Annotated in this window: 18 protein-coding genes and 1 pseudogene; 9 read left to right on the forward strand and 10 right to left on the reverse strand. The window is 73.5% G+C overall.

Annotated features, from left to right (window positions below; genetic code table 11):
* Positions 1–120: 120 nt before the first annotated feature.
* On the forward strand, positions 121–621 hold the full coding sequence (locus F8R89_RS32780; protein WP_151787386.1) for a metallophosphoesterase family protein: 501 nt from the start codon (positions 121–123) through the stop codon (positions 619–621).
* Positions 622–630: 9 nt separating this feature from the next.
* Here F8R89_RS32780 and F8R89_RS32785 read toward each other — a convergent pair whose 3' ends face one another.
* Positions 631–1,749, reverse strand: coding sequence for an XdhC family protein (locus F8R89_RS32785; protein WP_151787387.1), 1,119 nt, complete (start codon positions 1,747–1,749; stop codon positions 631–633).
* Positions 1,750–1,977: 228 nt separating this feature from the next.
* On the opposite strand from F8R89_RS32785, the gene F8R89_RS32790 reads away from it, so the two are divergent.
* A complete protein-coding gene (locus tag F8R89_RS32790; RefSeq protein ID WP_151787388.1) occupies positions 1,978–3,975 on the forward strand; it encodes an elongation factor G in 1,998 nt (665 codons plus the stop codon).
* A gap of 58 nt (positions 3,976–4,033) precedes the next feature.
* Positions 4,034–4,444: pseudogene (locus F8R89_RS32795) on the forward strand (nucleotide disphospho-sugar-binding domain-containing protein); the annotation flags it as partial.
* On the opposite strand, the gene F8R89_RS32800 reads toward F8R89_RS32795, so the two are convergent.
* Positions 4,445–5,698, reverse strand: coding sequence for a YncE family protein (locus F8R89_RS32800; protein WP_151787390.1), 1,254 nt, complete (start codon positions 5,696–5,698; stop codon positions 4,445–4,447). It lies immediately after the preceding pseudogene.
* Positions 5,699–5,880: 182 nt separating this feature from the next.
* Here F8R89_RS32800 and F8R89_RS32805 point away from each other — a divergent pair, with 182 nt between their 5' ends.
* Complete coding sequence (locus tag F8R89_RS32805) at positions 5,881–6,543, forward strand: TetR/AcrR family transcriptional regulator (protein WP_151787391.1); 663 nt, start codon at positions 5,881–5,883, stop codon at positions 6,541–6,543.
* Between the two features lie 18 nt (positions 6,544–6,561).
* Here the strand turns inward: F8R89_RS32805 and F8R89_RS32810 are convergent, their stop codons facing one another.
* The 3 genes from F8R89_RS32810 to ctaD are packed head-to-tail and all read right to left on the reverse strand — an operon-like array spanning position 6,562 to position 9,113.
* On the reverse strand, positions 6,562–7,107 hold the full coding sequence (locus tag F8R89_RS32810) for a hypothetical protein (RefSeq protein WP_151787392.1): 546 nt from the start codon (positions 7,105–7,107) through the stop codon (positions 6,562–6,564).
* Between the two features lie 39 nt (positions 7,108–7,146).
* A complete protein-coding gene (locus tag F8R89_RS32815) occupies positions 7,147–7,488 on the reverse strand; it encodes a hypothetical protein (RefSeq protein ID WP_151787393.1) in 342 nt (113 codons plus the stop codon).
* Positions 7,485–9,113 carry a cytochrome c oxidase subunit I gene (gene ctaD / locus F8R89_RS32820; protein WP_151787394.1) on the reverse strand — a complete coding sequence of 543 codons (1,629 nt, stop codon included), beginning with the start codon at positions 9,111–9,113 and terminating at the stop codon, positions 7,485–7,487. The genes F8R89_RS32815 and ctaD overlap by 4 nt, the downstream gene beginning before the upstream one ends.
* Before the next feature lie 106 nt (positions 9,114–9,219).
* Here ctaD and F8R89_RS32825 point away from each other — a divergent pair, with 106 nt between their 5' ends.
* Positions 9,220–9,768 carry an RNA polymerase sigma factor gene (locus F8R89_RS32825; RefSeq protein WP_151787395.1) on the forward strand — a complete coding sequence of 183 codons (549 nt, stop codon included), beginning with the start codon at positions 9,220–9,222 and terminating at the stop codon, positions 9,766–9,768.
* A complete protein-coding gene (locus tag F8R89_RS32830) occupies positions 9,761–10,759 on the forward strand; it encodes a CU044_5270 family protein (protein WP_151787396.1) in 999 nt (332 codons plus the stop codon). The genes F8R89_RS32825 and F8R89_RS32830 overlap by 8 nt, the downstream gene beginning before the upstream one ends.
* A 13-nt stretch (positions 10,760–10,772) precedes the next feature.
* Here the strand turns inward: F8R89_RS32830 and F8R89_RS32835 are convergent, their stop codons facing one another.
* Positions 10,773–11,876 carry a YihY/virulence factor BrkB family protein gene (locus tag F8R89_RS32835; RefSeq protein ID WP_151787397.1) on the reverse strand — a complete coding sequence of 368 codons (1,104 nt, stop codon included), beginning with the start codon at positions 11,874–11,876 and terminating at the stop codon, positions 10,773–10,775.
* Between the two features lie 298 nt (positions 11,877–12,174).
* Here F8R89_RS32835 and F8R89_RS32840 point away from each other — a divergent pair, with 298 nt between their 5' ends.
* Entirely contained in the window at positions 12,175–13,347 is a 1,173-nt protein-coding gene (locus F8R89_RS32840) for an alanine--tRNA ligase-related protein (RefSeq protein WP_151787398.1), read from the forward strand.
* A gap of 44 nt (positions 13,348–13,391) precedes the next feature.
* Here the strand turns inward: F8R89_RS32840 and F8R89_RS32845 are convergent, their stop codons facing one another.
* A complete protein-coding gene (locus tag F8R89_RS32845) occupies positions 13,392–13,757 on the reverse strand; it encodes a nuclear transport factor 2 family protein (protein WP_062669995.1) in 366 nt (121 codons plus the stop codon).
* A 173-nt stretch (positions 13,758–13,930) separates the two neighbouring features.
* Between F8R89_RS32845 and F8R89_RS32850 the strand changes: the two genes are divergently transcribed.
* Positions 13,931–14,230, forward strand: coding sequence for a hypothetical protein (locus tag F8R89_RS32850; protein ID WP_151787399.1), 300 nt, complete (start codon positions 13,931–13,933; stop codon positions 14,228–14,230).
* Between the two features lie 65 nt (positions 14,231–14,295).
* Here the strand turns inward: F8R89_RS32850 and F8R89_RS32855 are convergent, their stop codons facing one another.
* Complete coding sequence (locus F8R89_RS32855; protein ID WP_151787400.1) at positions 14,296–14,892, reverse strand: rhodanese-like domain-containing protein; 597 nt, start codon at positions 14,890–14,892, stop codon at positions 14,296–14,298.
* A 63-nt stretch (positions 14,893–14,955) separates the two neighbouring features.
* Here F8R89_RS32855 and F8R89_RS32860 point away from each other — a divergent pair, with 63 nt between their 5' ends.
* Positions 14,956–15,243 (forward strand): metal-sensitive transcriptional regulator, encoded by a 288-nt coding sequence (locus tag F8R89_RS32860; protein WP_151787401.1) that lies wholly within the window; start codon positions 14,956–14,958, stop codon positions 15,241–15,243.
* 55 nt (positions 15,244–15,298) lie between these two features.
* Here the strand turns inward: F8R89_RS32860 and F8R89_RS32865 are convergent, their stop codons facing one another.
* Positions 15,299–16,048 carry a sulfite exporter TauE/SafE family protein gene (locus F8R89_RS32865; RefSeq protein ID WP_151787402.1) on the reverse strand — a complete coding sequence of 250 codons (750 nt, stop codon included), beginning with the start codon at positions 16,046–16,048 and terminating at the stop codon, positions 15,299–15,301.
* Between the two features lie 48 nt (positions 16,049–16,096).
* Positions 16,097–17,764: an MBL fold metallo-hydrolase gene (locus F8R89_RS32870; RefSeq protein ID WP_151787403.1), complete on the reverse strand. Its 1,668-nt coding sequence runs from the start codon at positions 17,762–17,764 to the stop codon at positions 16,097–16,099.
* Positions 17,765–17,916 lie beyond the last annotated feature (152 nt).

The raw sequence follows: 17,916 nt of genomic DNA on the forward strand, positions 1-17,916 counted from the left end.
CGAACGCGTCCGGGGGAAGGGACTGCCCGAAGCGGCGACGCGACGCGTGCGGGACACCACGACACCCGAGGGACACACGGGAGTCCGGGGGCCTGTGACGTGCGCCGGTAGCCTGGCGCGGTGCGTCTGCTCCTGATGTCCGACACCCATCTGCCCAAGCGCGCCAAGGTGCTGCCCGACCCGCTGCTCGCCGAACTCCCGCGCGCCGACGTGGTGTTCCACGCCGGGGACTGGGTCGACACCGCCACCCTGGACCTGCTGGAGAGCCGCAGCGCACGGCTCGTCGCCGTGTACGGCAACAACGACGGACCCGAGCTGCGCGCCCGGCTCCCCGAGGTGGCGCGGGCCGAACTCGGCGGACTGCGCTTCGGTGTCGTGCACGAGACGGGCTCCGCCCAGGGACGCGAGGCCCGGTGCGCGGCCCGCTTCCCCGACCTCGACGTCCTCGTCTTCGGGCACAGCCACATCCCCTGGGACACGACGGCCGCCACGGGTCTGCGCCTGCTCAACCCCGGTTCCCCCACGGACCGGCGCCGCCAGCCGTACTGCACGTACATGACGGCGACCGTCGACGCGGGCGCGCTCACGGACGTGGAACTGCACCGGCTGCCGCGGCGCTGACCTCCCGCGTCACCCGGCGTCGGAGCCGTCCCGGCGCGGATGCACCGCCCCGTCCGTCGCGGTCAGCGGCACCCCGGTGCCTCCCCAGCGCAGCGCGACGATCTCGGCGGCCACGGAGACGGCGACCTCCTCGGGCGTCCGGGCGCCCAGGTCGAGGCCGACCGGGGAGCGCAGCCGCCCCGACTCGGCCTCGCCGAGCCCGGCTTCGGCCAGCCGCCGCATCCGGTCGTCGTGCGTGCGGCGGCTGCCCATCGCCCCGATGTACGCGGCCGGGCGGCGCAGCGCCACCTCGAGCAGGGGCACGTCGAACTTCGGGTCGTGGGTGAGGACGCAGAGCACCGTGCGCGTGTCGGTGTCCGTACGGGCGAGGTAGCGGTGCGGCCAGTCGACGACGACCTCCGCCTCCGGCGGGAACCGTTGCGGCGTGGCGAAGACCGGACGCGCGTCGCACACCGTGACCCGGTAACCGAGGAAGACGCCGATCCGCGCCACCGCGGCCGCGTAGTCGGTCGCGCCGAAGACCAGCATGCGCGGCGGCGGCGCGAACGAGTGCAGGAACACGGCGACCGCGTCCTCGCGCCGCTCGCCGTGCGGGCCGTAGTGCCGCATCCCCGTCGCCCCGAGGGCGAGTTCGCCGCGCGCGTCGGCGGTGACCGCCGCGTCCAGACCGGGCGTCCCCAGCGTGCCCGCCACCCGGTCCGGCCACACGGCGAGCGCCGCGCCACGCGGGGCGGGTCCGTCGGCCACCGTCGCGACGGTGACCGGACGGCCCGCCGCCACCGACTCCGCCGCCTCGCCGAACACCGGATCGCTCCCGGCCGTCACCGGCCGCACCAGCAGCGTGATCTCGCCGCCGCAGGTCAGCCCGACCGCGAACGCGTCCGCGTCGCTGTACCCGAAGGTTTCCAGGCGGGCCTCGCCGCTCGCCACGACCTCCTGGGCGAGTTCGAAGACGGCCCCCTCGACACAGCCGCCGGACACACTGCCCACGACCTCGTCGCCGGGGCCCACGGCCATCGCCGCACCAGGGTCGCGCGGGGCGCTGCGGCTGGTGGCGACCACCGTGGCCAGCCCGAACGGCCGCCCCGCCGCGTACCAGCCCGCGACCACCGGGAGGATGTCCCGCATCGCCCGCTCCTCTCACCGCCGCCACCGTGGACGGAACCCCTGGCACCCCCACGATCGCACCGCGCGTCCCGTCCCGCCGGGCGTAAAACCCGTTGCCGCTCCGAGCGCCGCTCTGCTGCACTGGCCCGGCACGAACGACCGACGGAGAGGAACCAGGAGCCACCATGCGCCGAGCGTCCATGTCCCCCCAGGAAGGCACCCTCCCCTCGCTCAAGGACATGACGCTTCGTGCACGTACTGAACCTCGGGATCCTCGCCCATGTCGACGCCGGTAAGACCAGCCTGACCGAGCGCCTGCTGCACTCGGCCGGCGTGACCGACGAACTCGGCAGCGTCGACGCCGGGAACACCCGGACCGACACCCTCGCGCTGGAGCGCCGACGCGGCATCACCATCAAGTCGGCCGTCGTCTCCTTCGCCCTCGGCGACACGACCGTCAACCTCATCGACACCCCCGGCCACCCGGACTTCATCGCCGAGGTGGAGCGGGTCCTCGGCGTGCTCGACGGCGCCGTCCTCGTCGTCTCCGCCGTCGAGGGCGTCCAGCCGCAGACCCGTGTGCTGATGCGGACGCTGCGCCGGGTGCGCATCCCCACCCTTCTGTTCGTCAACAAGATCGACCGGCGGGGCGCCGACCGCGACGGCGTGCTGCGGGCCGTCCGCGAGCGGCTGACCCCGGCCGTCGTCCCGATGGGCACGACCCACGGCCTCGGCACCCGCGCCGCCCGTTTCGACCCCGCGGGACCCGGCCCGGACGCCCTGGACGCCCTGGACGTCCTCGCCGACCTCGACGACGCGCTGCTCACCGCGTACGTCGAGGGCCGCGTGACACCGGACGACGTCCGCGCCGCCCTCGTGGACGGCACCCGGCGGTCCCTCGCCCACCCGGTGTACTTCGGCTCCGCCCACACCGGCGCCGGCGTGGACGCCCTGATCACCGGTATCCGGGACGTCCTGCCGCCCGCGGACGGCGACCCCGGCGGACGGCTCTCGGGCAGCGTCTTCAAGGTCGAACGGGGCCCGGCGGGCGAGAAGATCGCCTACGCGCGCCTGTTCTCCGGGACCCTCCGCGTCCGCGACCGGATCCCCTTCGGCCCGGCCCGCGGCGACGGCACCCGCGCCGAGGGCCGCGTCACCGCCGTCAGCGTCTTCGACGGGGGCACCGACACCCGCGCCGACGAGGTGAGGGCGGGCCGGATCGCCCGGCTGTGGGGGCTGAACGACGTCCGCATCGGCGACTCCCTCGGTGCGCCCCGCACGGCGCACGGGCACCTGTTCGCGCCGCCCACCCTGGAGACGATCGTCGACCCGGCCGACGGCACGGACCGCCGGGCCCTGCACCGCGTGCTCACGCGCCTGGCCGAACAGGACCCGCTCATCGGCCTGCGGCACGACGAGGTCCGCCAGGAGACCCATGTGTCCCTGTACGGCGAGGTGCAGAAGGAGGTCATCGAGGCCACCCTCGCCGAGGAGTCCGGCCTGAAGGTCGCCTTCCGCGAGACGACACCGCTCTGCGTCGAACGGCCCCTGGGCCGGGGCGCGGCCGTGGAGTTCAACAGGAGGGACGGCAACCCCTTCCTCGCCACGGTCGGCCTGCGCGTGGACCCGGCGCCGCCCGGCTCCGGCGTGGACTTCCGCCTGGAGGTCGAGCTGGGCTCCATGCCGTACGCCTTCTTCAAGGCCGTCGAGGACACCGTCCGCGCGACCCTCGGGCAGGGCCTGTACGGCTGGCGGGTCCCCGACTGCGTGGTCACCATGACGCACTCCGGTTACTCGTCGCGGCAGAGCCACGCCCACCAGGGCTTCGACAAGAGCATGTCCAGCACCGGGTACGACTTCCGGGGCCTGACCCCGCTCGTGCTGATGGAGGCGCTGCGCCGCGCGGGCACCCGGGTGCACGAGCCGGTGCACCGGTTCCGTCTGGAGACCCCGGCCGACACCCTGGCCACGCTGCTGCCCGCCCTGTCCGGGCAGCGCGCGGTCCCGCACACCACGCGGGCCCACGGCCCGGTGTGCGTGCTGGAGGGCACGGTGCCGGCCGCCCAGGTGCACGCGCTGGAGCAGCGGCTGCCCGGCCTGACCCGCGGCGAGGGCGAACTGGAGACCGCCTTCGACCACTACGCGCCCGCCCCGCCCGGCACGGTGCCCCGCCGCCCGCGCACGGACCTCGACCCGCTGCACCGCAGGGAGTACCTGCTGAACCTGACCCGCCGGACCGGAACCTGACCTCCGGCGGGCCGGTTGACCCTGCCCTTACGTCAGGCCGCAGGCTGTACCCGAGGGAAAGGGCAGGTGGATGAGCTACTCCGTGGGGCAGGTCGCCGCGTTCGCCGGGGTGACCGTGCGCACGCTGCACCACTACGACCGGACGGGACTGCTCTCGCCCATGCTGTTCCCGCGGGTGGCGGCCGTCGTCCATCACGCGGGGGCGGGCACCTCCGCGGCCGCGCTGCGGGCGGGGGCGCCCTCGGTGCCGGTGCCGGTGACGGCCGACCAGCCGTTCTGGGCGGCGCGGCTCGCCTCGATCGGCGCCGCCACCGAGCCGATCCCCTTCGCCGGGCTCACGGAGGAGCGGCTGGCCGGCGCGCTGGGCAGGGTCGTGCGGCAGCAGGCGTACGCCCGTGCCGCCTCGGTCGCCGCGCGGCACATGGCGACCGAGGACGGGGTGGGCGCGGTGCTGAAGGCCCTGGGCTGATCAGCGGGCCGACGGACTCGTCCAGCCGGACTCCACATGGCCCAGCCGGACCCGCTGGGGGTGGTCGCCGACGGGCACGGAGACCTGCTTCCTGCCGGTGGCGAAGTCGATGGCGGTGACCTGGTCGGTGCCGCTCTCGGAGACCACGCAGGACTTCCCGTCGCCGCTGACCGTGGCCCAGTACGGCTTGGACGCGGTGACGAGGGGGCCCTCGGTGAGCGTGGCCCGGTCGACGACGGTGGCGTAGTCGTCCATCGTGCCCGCCACGCACAGCTTCGAGCCGTCGGGGCTCATCGAGAGGCCGTGGTGGCGTGAGTCGTTGACGAAGGTGGTGCGGTCGTCGCTGGTCGCCGGGTTCTTCGGGAGGGTCTTCGTGCGGGTGATCCGGTCCGTGGCGAGGTCGTACTCGAAGAAGCCGTTGAAGAACGACACCTGGAAGTACAGTTTCGACTCGTCCGGTGAGAACACGGCGGGCCGCACCGCGTCCGAGTAGTCCCGCAGGCCGAGCGCGTCCAGCCGGGGCCGCATGTCGATGACCTTGACCTGCTTGAACGTGGTGGCGTCGACGACGGTGATGCGCCGGTCGCCCTTCGTCCAGTCCAGCCAGGGGGCGTCGGTCTGCGTGTTCACGTCGCCGATCGCCATGTTGTAGATGTACTTGCCGTCCTTGGTGAAGATGTTCTCGTGCGGCTTGTCGCCGGTGGCGAACTTCCCCAGCTCCCTGCCCGTCTCGATGTCCAGCACGTGCACGGTGTTCGAGGTGGACGCGGAGACGGCGACCCGCTTGCCGTCGGGGGAGACGGCCATGTGGTCGGCCCGGTAACCGGACACGGGGAAGCGCCAGTTGACGGCACCCGTGGCGAGGTCGAGGGAGACCACGTCGGCGAAGCTCGGGCGGGAGACGACGACGGACCGGCCGTCCGGCGTGGAGTACATGTCGTCCACGAACTGGTCGTGTCCCTCGCCGACGCTGTTGCGGATCACCATGAAGTAGATCCACTTGATGGGGTTGGCGTTGATCTCCGCCATCCGAGCGTCCTTGTCGGGGACGACGTCGATCCGGCCGATCTTCGCGAAGTCGCCGGAGGACTTGATGACGTCGGCGGTGCCGTCCCAGTTGTTGCCGACGAACAGCACCTCCCGCAGTGCGGCGGGGGAGGGCTCGGCGGCGGTGGCGGCGGTCGCGGGAGCGGCGGCCGTCAGGGCGAGGGCGGCGGCCACGGAGCACAGGTGCCTGGATCTGATGGCAGGCATGACTGCTCTCTTCCTCTTGAGGTGGAACGTCATGAGTGGGGCATGCCAAGAGCGGGCGTGAATCTGAACACCTTTGCTTTCAGAATCAACTTACTGAAAAGTAAGGAGGGGGCACCCTTCTCCACAAGACTGCGTACACGACAAAATTGGTCCCCGGACCGGCGCGGCGGCGGGAGGACAGCGTGGCGGGCAGGCTCAAGGCGCCCACCGGCCGCTACGGCGGCAGGTCGGCCGCGGAACGACAGGCCGAGCGCCGACGGCGCTTCCTGGACGCGGCGCTCCAGCTGTTCGGCGACAGCCCCGGCTACCGGGGCACGACCGTCGCCGCGCTCAGCATGGCGGCCGGACTGTCGACCCGTCAGTTCTACGAGGAGTTCCGCACGTTGGAGGACGTGCTGGCCGCGCTGCACCTCCAGGTCAACGGCTGGGCGGAGGAGGCGGTGCTCACCGCGGCCGCCGAGGCGGGACCGATGCCGCTCGCCGAGCGCGCCACCGCGATCTTCCGCGCCTACGCGGCCAACGTGACCGCGGACCCCCGCCGTATCCGCATCACCTTCGTGGAGATCATCGGTGTCAGCCCCCGGCTGGAGGAGCAGCGCCTGGCGCGCCGCGCCCGCTGGGTGGACCTGGTGTGCGCCGAGGTGGCGTCCGCCGTCGCCCGTGGCGAGGCCGCGCCCCGCGACTACCGCCTCGCGGTCACGGCGTTCATCGGCAGCGTCAACGGGCTGCTGCACGACTGGAGCGCGGGCTGGGTGGAGGCGACCCTCGACGAGGTCGTCGACGAACTGGTCCGCCTCCTGCTCGGCATCCTCCAGCCGGCCGGCCCCCGCCCCGCCGGACCCTGAGCGGCGGGAAACCCCGCCTCAGGACTGGTCGTACACCGGAAGGCCGGGCGCGTGGTGCGCGACGACGGCGGCGAACCGGTCGCGGTCGAGGCGCCACCCGTTCACCGCGCGGGACGACACCGCCACGCCGGGCGGCACCGGCACCAGCTGCCGCAGCACGGCATGGGCCGCAGGACCGTCACCGGCCAGCGGCGGGGCGCCCTCGCGCCGGGTGACGCCGACATAGCGCAGGGAGGACCCGCCGCCCGTCTGCTGCCGCCAGAACACGAACCCCGTGATGTCGCTCCACGGCACATGGACCGTCGTCGCCCCGTACCGGACGGGACTCCCGCCGAGCAGCACCCCGGTGCCGTCGACCCGGAACGCCACCTTGCGGCTCAGCGCCCCGAACGCCATGAAGAGCCCGCCCCCGCCGAACAGTGGCAGCCCCAGGATCCGCGCGAACAGCGGGATGTCCGGCAGGAGGAGGGCGGCGGTGAACACCGCGCACAGCGCGAGGATCCCCACCGTCCGCCGGTCCCACCCGTAGCGTGCCTCATACACCGGCGCTTCGTTGTCAGCCATGCACCGGATCATGGCCAGGACGCGTCCCCGAGGGAACCCCTACCCGGCGACCGTGCCCGGAGCGAGACACAGGGCCAGGGCCGCGATCCCCGCGGCGCAGGCCAGCAGCCACGCCAGGACCAGCCGGCGCCGCAGCGCGCGGTAGGCCGCCTCGTACTCCTCGCGCAGCTCGCCGGCCCGCACCGCCGTGCGCTGCCAGGAGGCGCGGGCGAGCGTCAGGTACTCCTCCTCGAACCGGCGCTCCACCTCCTCGCGCTGCGCCCGTGTCAGCCAGTCCAGGGGCGCGCAGACGCGCTCGGCGGCCGTGCGGCCCTCCGCGCGGGTCGCGGCGAGCAGCAGGTGCCCCTCGATGTCGTTGAGGAACTCGTCCGTGACGCTCACAGCGCGGCCACCTCCCGCTCCGGCACCGCCGCGTGGTGCAGGTCGAACGCCGGGGACTCGGAGCGGATGCGCGGCAGGGTGACGAAGTTGTGGCGCGGCGGCGGGCAGGACGTCGCCCACTCCAGCGAACGGCCGTAGCCCCACGGGTCGTCGACGCCGACCGGCTTGCCGTACTTGGCGGTCTTCCAGACGTTGTAGAAGAACGGCAGGAACGACAGGCCCAGGACGAAGGAGAAGATGGTCGAGAGGGTGTTCAGCGCGGTCAGGCCCTCCACCGCCAGGTAGTCCGGGATGCGCCGCTGCATGCCGTTCACCCCCAGCCAGTGCTGGACCAGGAACGTGCCGTGGAAGCCGATGAACAGCGTCCAGAAGGTGACCTTGCCCAGGCGCTCGTCGAGCATCCTGCCGGTGAACTTCGGCCACCAGAAGTGGAATCCGGCGAACATCGCGAAGACCACGGTCCCGAAGATGACGTAGTGGAAGTGCGCCACGACGAAGTAGGTGTCCGAGGTCGGGAAGTCCAGCGGGGGAGAGGCCAGCATGACGCCCGTGAGGCCGCCGAAGACGAACGTCAGGAGGAACCCGAAGGACCACAGCATGGGCGTCTCGAAACTCAGGGACCCGTTCCACATCGTTCCGATCCAGTTGAAGAACTTCACGCCGGTGGGGACGGCGATGAGGAACGTCATGAAGGAGAAGAACGGCAGGAGCACACCGCCGGTGACGTACATGTGGTGCGCCCACACGGTCACGGACAGGCCCGCGATGGCGATGGTCGCCGCGATCAGGCCCATGTAGCCGAACATCGGCTTGCGGGAGAAGACCGGGATGACCTCACTGATGATGCCGAAGAACGGCAGCGCGATGATGTACACCTCCGGATGCCCGAAGAACCAGAACAGGTGTTGCCACAGCAACGCCCCGCCGTTGGCCGAGTCGAACACGTGGGCGCCGAACTTGCGGTCCGCCTCCAGTGCGAACAGCGCCGCCGCCAGCACCGGGAAGGCCAGCAGGACCAGCACCGCGGTCAGCAGCACGTTCCACACGAAGATCGGCATGCGGAACATGGTCATGCCCGGCGCGCGCATGCAGATGATCGTGGTGATGAAGTTGACCGAACCGAGGATCGTGCCGAAGCCGGAGAAGGCCAGACCCATGATCCACATGTCGGCGCCGACACCCGGCGAGCGCACCGCGTCCGACAGCGGGCTGTAGGCGAACCAGCCGAAGTCGGCCGCGCCCTGCGGGGTCAGGAAGCCGCCCACCGCGATGAGCGAGCCGAACAGGTACAGCCAGTAGGCGAACATGTTCAGCCGCGGGAACGCCACGTCCGGCGCGCCGATCTGCAGCGGCATGATCCAGTTCGCGAAGCCCGCGAACAGCGGCGTCGCGAACATCAGCAGCATGATCGTGCCGTGCATCGTGAACGCCTGGTTGAACTGCTCGTTCGACATGATCTGCAGACCAGGTCGAGCCAGCTCGGCGCGCATGAGCAGCGCCATCACGCCACCGATCACGAAGAACGCGAACGACGTGACGAGGTACAGCGTCCCGATCGTCTTGTGGTCGGTCGTCGTCAGCCACCGCACGGCCCGGACGCCCCTGATGTCTCTGATCCTTTTCACACCCCGCCTGTGTCCGCGGGCGGCCCGCCCGTCACACTCGGCGGGGGCGACGAGAATCACCGAGGAGGGGTGTGACGATCCGGCGGGTGCCGGACACGTACGGAGCATGAGCAACGACGAGATCTTCGCCGCTGCCTATCGCGAGCACTACTGGGCGGTCAGCCGCTACGTCGCGCGGCGACTGGACGGCCGGACGAGTGAGGTCGAGGAAGTGGTGGCGGAGGTGTTCACCGTCGCCTGGCGGCGCCGGGACGACCTCCCGGCCGCCCCGCTGCCCTGGCTGTACGGCGTGGCACGCAACTGCCTCGCCAACGCGGTACGCGGCTACGGGCGCCGGCGCCGGCTGGTCGACCGCCTCGGCAACGACGACGCGGCGCACGGCCGGCACATCGAGGCGGGCCCCGACGCCGAGCCGCCCGGCGCCTGGGTGCACGACGTGCTGGCCCGGCTGTCCCCGGCCGACCAGGAGGTGCTGCGCCTCGCGGCCTGGGAGGAGCTCGGCGTCGAGGAGATCGCCGTCGTCCTCGGCTGCGGCACGCGCGCCGCGTCGATGCGGCTGCACCGCGCCCGCCGCCGGCTGAAGGCCGAGATCGACCAGCTGTGCCCCGCCCTCACGACCGGTACGACAGCCACGAAGGAGCAGCAGCATGGCTGACGAACTCGACCTCCTGCGCGCCGCCGATCCGGTCCCCGCCGACCACCCCCGCCTCGGCGACGGGCCCCTCGACCAGCGGGCCGAACGCCTCCTCGCCGACCTGCGCCGCGAGCCGTCCGCCCGTCGCCGCGTCCGGTGGCCCCGGCTCGGCCCCGGTATCCGTCCCCGGCCGGCCTGGGCGCTGCTGGCCGCCGTCGTCACCGCCGTCACCCTCAGCCTCGTCGTCGGCGGCACCGCCACCACGCCCGCCCTGGCCGCGCCCCGCCCGCTCGTCGTCCGGGCCGACACCACCCCGGTGACGCTGACGGAGCTGGCGCGGCGGGCCCGCGCGGACGCCGCCGCCGGAGGCGAGGCCCTGCGCAAGGGCACCCATGTGCAGTCGTGGAGCCTCGCCATGAGCGAGGACAAGGCGCCGATCACGCTCCCCGAGGAGCGGATCGTGCGCTGGAAGCCCGACGGCAGCCACACCGAACTCGTGGTGGCGACCGACCCCACCCATCCGGGCCGGCCCGTGCTGCGCGACGACGCCGAGGGCCCCCGGCTCGTCGAGGACGGCCATGTCGTCAGCCGCCGCACCTACCCCCGCAGCTGGAGCGACGCCCCGCCCCAGTCCCCGCCGCCGCGTGACGCGACCCGGCTGCGGGCCTGGCTCCAGGAGGCCGCCTCCGAACCCGACGGGCTCGGCACCGGCCAGATCCTCGATGCCGTGGAACTGATGCTCGACAACTGGACGCTGGGCGCCCGCGAGTCCGCCGCGCTCGCCGAGCTGCTCGCCGGGACGGAGGGCCTGCGCCCGGCCGGCCGGGTCACCGACCGGCTCGGCCGGCCGGGGCTGGCGTACACGTACGAGGAACGCGGCCTCGCCCACCTGCTGATCATGGACCCGCGCACCGGCGCGGTCCTCGGCCGCGAGACGACGTTCACCCGGGCCGACCCCACGTACGGGGTGCGGGCCGGGGACGTCATGGCGTACAGCGCCTGGATGCGCTGACCGTGGCCGGCCGTCACGGGCTGCGCAGCCGGCGCTTGTCCTGCTCGTCCCACGTGGTGGTGTCGCGCGGCGTCGCGTACGGCTCCTCCTCCGGAGGATGCCCGCCGGCGATCGCGCGCTGCCGCACCGCCTCCGCGTCGAACTCCAGGCCGAGGAGGATCGCCAGGTTCCCGATCCACAGCCACACCAGGAAGACGATCACGCCGGCCATCGTGCCGTAGGTCTTGTTGTACGAGGCGAAGTTGGCGACGTACACCGCGAAACCGCCCGAGGCGATCAGCCAGATCACCAGGGCCAGCGCGCTGCCCGGCGTGATCCAGCGGAAACCGCGCACCTTGGCGTTCGGGGAGGCCCAGTACAGCAGGGCGATCATGGTTGTGACGAGGACGGCCAGGACCGGCCACTTGGCGATGGCCCACACCGTCAGCGCGGTGTCCCCGATGCCCAGCGTGCTGCCGACCTCCTTGGCCAGCGACCCGGTGAAGACGACGATCAGGGCGCTGATCACGGCCAGCACCATCAGCGCCACCGTCACCCCGAGCCGTACCGGCAGCACCTTCCAGACGGGACGGCCCTCCGGCATGTCGTAGACGGCGTTGGCCGTGCGGATGAACGCGGCGACATAGCCGGACGCCGACCACACGGCCAGCAGGATGCCGACGACGGCCATGATCGAGCCGAGGCCGCCGTTGCCCTGCAACTGCTCCACGGCACGGGTGAGGATGTCCCGGGCCGACCCGGGGGCCATCTTCTCGATGTTCTCCATGACCTTGTCGGTGGCCGACCTGCCGACCAGTCCGAGCAGGGACACCAGCACCAGCAGGGCCGGGAAGAGCGACAGCACGCCGTAGTACGTCAGCGCCGCCGCGCGGTCGGTCAGCTCGTCGTCCTTGAACTCCCGCAGGGTGCCCTTCAGCGCCGCGAACCACGACCGCTTCGGCAGGTCGGTCGGCGAGTCCGGGGCGCGCCCCTCCACCTGAGGGTCCGGGCCGAACCGCTCCTGCGTCGTCTCCGCGCCGGTCTCCGGTCCCCGTGCCCGCCCGCCCTCACCCGAGTCCGCCCGTGCGCCGGGCCGGTCCTCGGGGTCCTCATGCCTGGATTTCAGTAGTCGCGTCATGCGCTCCGGGTATCCGGCCCGGTCCGGATCACGCGCGCCCGGCAATCGGAATCACCCGGTTCGCCCGGTCGCCGAAAACCCGGTGACCAGCGGGTCGGCGACTGTTAGCGTCGGGCCCATGAAGGGCATCGGGCACCGACACACCGCAGCCGCGCGAGCGACCGGCTCCCCGGCTGCCCGCGCCTGATCCCACTCTTTACCGGCGGCCGGAAACGGCCGCCGGTGTGTGCCGCCCCTTTCCCGGTCGCGGCGCTCCTCGCGGCTCTTTCCGGTCCCCCCGACCGAAGGACCTTCCGCGATGGACACCGACCAGATCGTGCGCACCTTCACCGACTTCTTCCAGGAGCGCGGCCACCGACGGATCACCGGCGGCAGCCTCGTGACCCCGCCCGGCGACCCCGTCCTGTTCACCACCTCCGGCATGCACCCCCTGACCCCGTATCTGGAGGGCCGCCCGCATCCGCTCGGGCGGCGGCTCAGCGGGCTCCAGCGCTGTCTGCGCACCACCGACCTCGGCGAGGTGGGCGACCGCACCCATCTCACCGTGTTCGAGATGCTGGGCTCGTGGTCGCTCGGCGACTACGGCCTCCCGCGGAGCCTGCGCTGGGGCCACGAGCTGCTGCGGGACGGCTTCGGCGTCCCGCCGGAGCGGATGCACGTCACCGTCTTCGGCGGCGACGACGAGACCGGCCCCGACGACGAGTCCCTCGACACCTGGCGGGAGCTGGGGGTACCCGTCGAGACGACGAGCGACGACAACTGGTGGTCCCACGGCCCGGCCGGGCTGTGCGGCCCCGACTCGGAGATCTTCGTGTGGACCGGCGGGCCGGACACCCCGCCGCAGGGCACCCCCACGACCGACTCCCGCTGGGTCGAGGTCTGGAACCACGTGGGGATGCGCCACCACCGCACCGAGGACGGCACCCTGGAACCGCTGCGGCAGCGCAACGTCGACACGGGCATGGGCCTGGAACGGCTCGTGATGCTCCTCCAGGGCCGGGACTCGGTGTACGACACCGACCTGTTCGAACCGTGGACCCGGTCCCTGCCGCCGCTGTGGCACCTGGACGAGCGGGGAGCCCGGCTGGTCACCGACCACCTGCGGTCCGCCGCCGTCGTCATCGGCGACGGCGTACGGCCGTCGGCCTCCACCCGCGGCTACGTCCTGCGCCGCCTGGTCCGCCGCACCCTCACCACCCTGTGGCGCGACGACCCCTCCCGCACCCTCGCCGACCTGCCGGAGGAACCGCTGGAGCACACCCTGGACCACTTCCGGCTGCCCACCGGCACACAGGAGGTGCGCGGGGTGCTGCGCGAGGAGGAACGCCGGTTCCGCGATCTGGTGCGGCGCGGCCGCCGCGTCCTGGACCGGCGCGAGTTCTCGGGCCCGCTGAGCGACGACGACTACCGCCGCCTGCACGACACGTACGGCCTGCCCCGTGACCTCGTCACGAGCCTGCGAGCCGGCTGACGGGCGGGGCCCGGGACGGCGGTCCCGGGCCCCGGGGTGTACGGCTACTCGTCCCAGGCCTCGATGATGATCTGCCGGGAGATCTTCCCGTCGCGCAGGGTGATCATCGACTCGGACATCACGCGGACGCCGTCCGCGTACTCGCAGGACTCGCTGTAGGCGGCGTTGTCGCCCTGGACGACGCATCCCTCCAGCTTGTGCGTCATGTCCCGGCTGTAGACGTCGGTGAGCATGTCGCCGATCTCGTCGCGGCCGTGCAGCACCTTGGGGCTGCTGGGCTGCGCGTTGCGGTTGACCACGCGGATCTCCGCGTCGTCGGTGTACAGCGACAGAAGGGTGTCCGGGGTGTTCCCCTCCACGGCCCGGCGCAGGGTGTCCGTGTCGAACGAGGGGGTGGTGCTGGTGCCCATGATGACCTCCAACGAGGCCCGCGGCACGACGGGGAGAGCGGCCGCGGGGGCCTCTGCTTCGAGCGTCCTCCGCCCGGCGGGACGGGGCAAGCCCGCTCACGCGCGCTCCGCCTGACGGGTGAGCGGGGTGCGCGGGCCGTGTCCGGCGGCGGCGCGCCCGCGTTGCGCCGGGCATGAAGTCGACACGACGTATCGCAGCCGCCGTCGGCCTGGCCGCCGGTCTCACCGGTCTCGCCGCGCCGCTGGCGGACGCGGCCCCGATGCCCGGCCCGGACGCGGGCCTGCCCAGCGCGGTGACCACGCTCGACTCCCTCGCGGTGAGCGGTGTCCCCGCGGACCGCCAGGGCCGGATGCCCCGCCCGTCCGAGCAGCTGACCCGCCTCGACGAGCTCAAGGACCTGAGCCGGGCGAACCGGCCGCAGGGCTTCCGCCCGGTCGACACCCCGGTCACCAGGGCACTGCCCGCTCTGTAGACCGGACCGCACCAGCGCCGAAGGGCCGCCCCCACGGGGGCGGCCCTTCGTGCGTGTCCGGCGGCTCAGTCCTGTGGCGCCGCCGCGCGGGCCTCCAACTCGGCCAGGGTGGCGTCGAGATCGGCGGCGCGGGGGCGGTTGTGCGGGAGCCGCGCGAGGACGGCGGCCATACCGCAGGTGTCGGTGAGCGCCGAGAAGACCAGGCCCCCCGCGATCCCGGCCGACAGCAGCAGCCAGGCGGGGTGCAGCAGGGACAGGGCGACACCGGCGAGGACGACCGTGCCGGCCGTGAAGCGGACCTGGCGCTCCATCGACCAGCCGGCCCGCGCGCCCGGGTCGGGGCGGCGCAGGTCGTGTCCGTCCGCCGCCCAGCCCTGGGTGCCGCCGGTCAGTGTCATGGCGGTGACCCCGTGCTCGGCGAGGACCCGGCAGGCGTTCTCCGAGCGGGCGCCCGAGGCGCACACCACCAGCAGCCGCCCGGCGGGCAGCCGCCGCAGGGCCGGCAGGGCGGAGGTGAGCCGGTCCAGCGGCACGTTCAGGGCGCCGGGCAGATGCCCGGCCGCGTACTCGCCCGGCGTGCGGACGTCGACGACGGTCAGGCCGGACAGCCGCGAGCGGGCCTCGTCGACGGCGAGGGCGGTGGGGGTCAGGGGCGCGTTCATGGAAGAGGGGATCCTTTCAGACAAGGGGGTAATATACCCCTACGGGTATGAGGAGGAGTGAGCGTGGAGCTTCAGTTCGAGGGCGACGACCTCAAGTCGGTGCTGAACCGCCTGCGCCGGGCGCAGGGCCAGATCTCCGGCGTGATCAAGATGATCGAGGAGGGCCGCGACTGCGAGGACGTGGTCACCCAGCTCGCCGCCGCGTCCCGCGCCCTCGACCGGGCCGGTTTCGCGATCATCGCGACGGGCCTCCAGCAGTGCCTGACCGACGTCGAGAAGGGCCGCGCGGACGGTGAGACGGCGGAGCAGATGAAGGGGCGGCTGGAGAAGCTGTTCCTCTCGCTGGCGTAGGCCACCGGAAACAGCCGTTCTCGCTCGCGTGGGCGCGGCACCACGGGCCGGCCCGTCACAGGACGGCGTCGGCCAGCATCACGGCGGCCACCACCAGCAGGGCGCAGGCGAAGATCCGCTGGAGCGTGCCGCCGGAGACCTTCTCGGCCAGCCGCCTGCCGTCCCACGCGCCGAGCACCGCGGCCGCCGCGAACGGCCCCACGGCCGGCCAGTCGACCGTCGCGGCGGCGCCGGCCCGCCCGCCCAGCGCCACCAGCGCGTTGACGGTGATGACCAGCAGACTGGTGCCGACGGCGGCCCGCATGCGCAGCCCCACCACGCCCACCAGCGCCGGTACGGCGAGGAAGCCGCCGCCGACCCCGAGCACCCCGGTCACCGCGCCGAGCCCGGCGCCGGCCCGGACGACCCGCGAGGGCCGCACCGGCACGTCCGGGTGCCGTACGGTCGCCGACGGCCGCAGCATGCGCAGCGCCGCGAGCGCGGCGAGCACCGCGAAGGCGCCGGTCAGCAGCGCGGCCGGCAGCCGCCCGGACAGGGCGCCGCCGAGCGCGGCCGGCACCAGGCCCGCCGCCGCGAACAGCGCCCCGGCCCGCCAGCGCACCGCGCCCCGGCGGGCGTGCGCCGCGAGGGCCGACGCCGAGGTGACCGCCACGACGACCAGGCTGGCGGTGGCGGCCTCGGCCGGTGCGAGCCCCAGCAGGTACATCAGCGCGGGCACCGCCAGCATGCTGCCGCCGCCGCCCAGCGCCCCGAGCGCGAGCCCGGTCACACCGCCCGAGAGCAGCCCCAGGACGAGCGCGCTCACCGGAGCGCGTCCGGTGTCCCGGGCGGGACGGGGGAGCGGCGCGGGGACCTACACGGCACGGCCGGCTCCGGACTCCGCCACGAGGGGCAGCCCCGCCTCCGCCCAGGCCAGCGTGCCGCCGAGCACGTCCACGGCGTCCACGCCGCGTGCCGTGAGCAGCGCCGCCGCGTCCCGGGAACGCCGTCCCGAGCGGCAGATGGCGACGACGGGACGGCCCTCGGCGGCGGCCGGCAGCGCAGCGCCCGCCTCCAGCGCGGTCAGCGGGACGGACAGCGCGCCCGGCGCGTGCCCCGCCGCGAACGCCTCGGGGTCCCGCACGTCCAGCAGCACGGCGTCCGTGCGCGCCAGGGCCTCGGCCGGGGTGAGCCGGCCCATGGGCAGGCCCGCGTCCCGCGCGGCGTCGAACGGGTCGTCGACGGCGACGACCTCACGGCCCGCCGCGTCCAGCAGGGAGGCGGCGATCGCGGCCCGCGCCCCGGCGGCGCAGTGCACCCACACGGTGCCGTCCGGTATCCCGGCCAGCCGCTCGCGCAGCAGGTGCAGCGGGATGTGCAGCGACCCCTTGATGTACCCGGAGGCCCGCTCGGTGTCCCGCCGGACATCGACGATCACGGCGTCCTCCTGGGCGGCCAGGTCCGCGAAACGGGCCCGGCGGAAGGAGCGCGGTGGGGCGCCGCCCGCCGTCCAGTCGGCCGGGGAGCCGGTGGCCGCGGCGGCCGGCCGGTCGACGCCGACCCGGACCAGTTCGCGCTGCGCCTCGGCGACCCGCTCCGGCGTCTCCGCGAGGAGGGTGACGGGCCTGCCCCACGGCAGCAGCCAGGCCAGCAGGGCCGCGAACTGCCCCTCGGCGGCGAAGTTGAGGGAGCCCGGCACATGGCCCTCGGCGAACGCGACCCGGTTGCGCAGGTCCACCACCCACTCGCCGGCGGCCAGCCGCGCCGCGATCTCGTCCGCGTCCGCGAGCCGCGGGGGCGTCAGGTCGACCGGGGCCGGGCCGCGCGCGTTCGCCGGGGACATGTGCGCGTAGTACGCGGGGATGTCGTCCAGGCCGGCGATCAGCTCGGCGACGAAGGTGTCGACGTCCTTCACCAGGGCGTCGTTGACGGTCCGCTCGTGCCCGATCGTGGTGTCCGTCCCGCCGTCCGTCTGCGTGGCGGCGCACAGGCTGCCGAAGCCGTGGGTGGGCAGGACCGCCGTCTCGTCGGGCAGTTCGGCGGCGAGCCGGTGCGCGGAGTCGTACTGGGCCCGCGCGAGCCGGGCGGTGAGCGCGGGCTCGACCAGGTCGGGCCGGCCCACCGTCCCGATGAGCAGCGAACCGCCGGTGAACACGGCGACCGCGCGCCCGGACTCCTCCAGGACGTACGAGGTGTGGTGCGGGGTGTGACCGGGGGTGGCCAGCGCCCGCAGGGCGAGAGTGGCGTCGAGCCGGACGCGGTCCCCGTCGGCGACCGGGGTCCGCGCGAACGCGACGTCGGCGGCGGCCGGGACGAGGTAGCGGGCGCCGGTGAGGCGGGCCAGCTCCAGGCCCCCGGAGACGTAGTCGTTGTGCAGGTGGGTCTCCACGACGTGCGTGACGCGCACCCCGCGCCGCGCGGCGGCGGCGATCACCCGGTCGACGTCCCGCGGTGGATCGACGACGGCCGCGGCGTCCGGGCCGCCCACCAGATAGCCGCGGTTGCCGAGTCCCGGTGTGTCGATGGTGTCGACGAAGTACACGACGGCACTCCTCTCCTTCCGAACCTGCGTCCGGATCTGCGTCCGGATCCGCTTCCGAGTCTGCGCTCATTACCCCGGGGGGTATATGACCACGGTAGCAGAGGTACCCCCAGGGGTATTTTCAGCAGCCGGAACGCGAGGGAACGCGCCCG

Origin of the sequence: Streptomyces sp. SS1-1 (assembly GCF_008973465.1) — a bacterium.
GTDB lineage: Bacteria > Actinomycetota > Actinomycetes > Streptomycetales > Streptomycetaceae > Streptomyces.

Bases quoted from the DNA above. Each gene is read 5' to 3' on its own strand.
- F8R89_RS32785 (WP_151787387.1), bottom strand. From the start codon at position 1,749: ATGCGGGACATCCTCCCGGTGGTCGCGGGCTGGTACGCGGCGGGGCGG.
- F8R89_RS32800 (WP_151787390.1), bottom strand. From the start codon at position 5,698: ATGCCTGCCATCAGATCCAGGCACCTGTGCTCCGTGGCCGCCGCCCTC.
- F8R89_RS32810 (WP_151787392.1), bottom strand. From the start codon at position 7,107: ATGGCTGACAACGAAGCGCCGGTGTATGAGGCACGCTACGGGTGGGAC.
- F8R89_RS32825 (WP_151787395.1), top strand. From the start codon at position 9,220: ATGAGCAACGACGAGATCTTCGCCGCTGCCTATCGCGAGCACTACTGG.
- F8R89_RS32830 (WP_151787396.1), top strand. From the start codon at position 9,761: ATGGCTGACGAACTCGACCTCCTGCGCGCCGCCGATCCGGTCCCCGCC.
- F8R89_RS32835 (WP_151787397.1), bottom strand. From the start codon at position 11,876: ATGACGCGACTACTGAAATCCAGGCATGAGGACCCCGAGGACCGGCCC.
- F8R89_RS32840 (WP_151787398.1), top strand. From the start codon at position 12,175: ATGGACACCGACCAGATCGTGCGCACCTTCACCGACTTCTTCCAGGAG.
- F8R89_RS32845 (WP_062669995.1), bottom strand. From the start codon at position 13,757: ATGGGCACCAGCACCACCCCCTCGTTCGACACGGACACCCTGCGCCGG.
- F8R89_RS32850 (WP_151787399.1), top strand. From the start codon at position 13,931: ATGAAGTCGACACGACGTATCGCAGCCGCCGTCGGCCTGGCCGCCGGT.
- F8R89_RS32855 (WP_151787400.1), bottom strand. From the start codon at position 14,892: ATGAACGCGCCCCTGACCCCCACCGCCCTCGCCGTCGACGAGGCCCGC.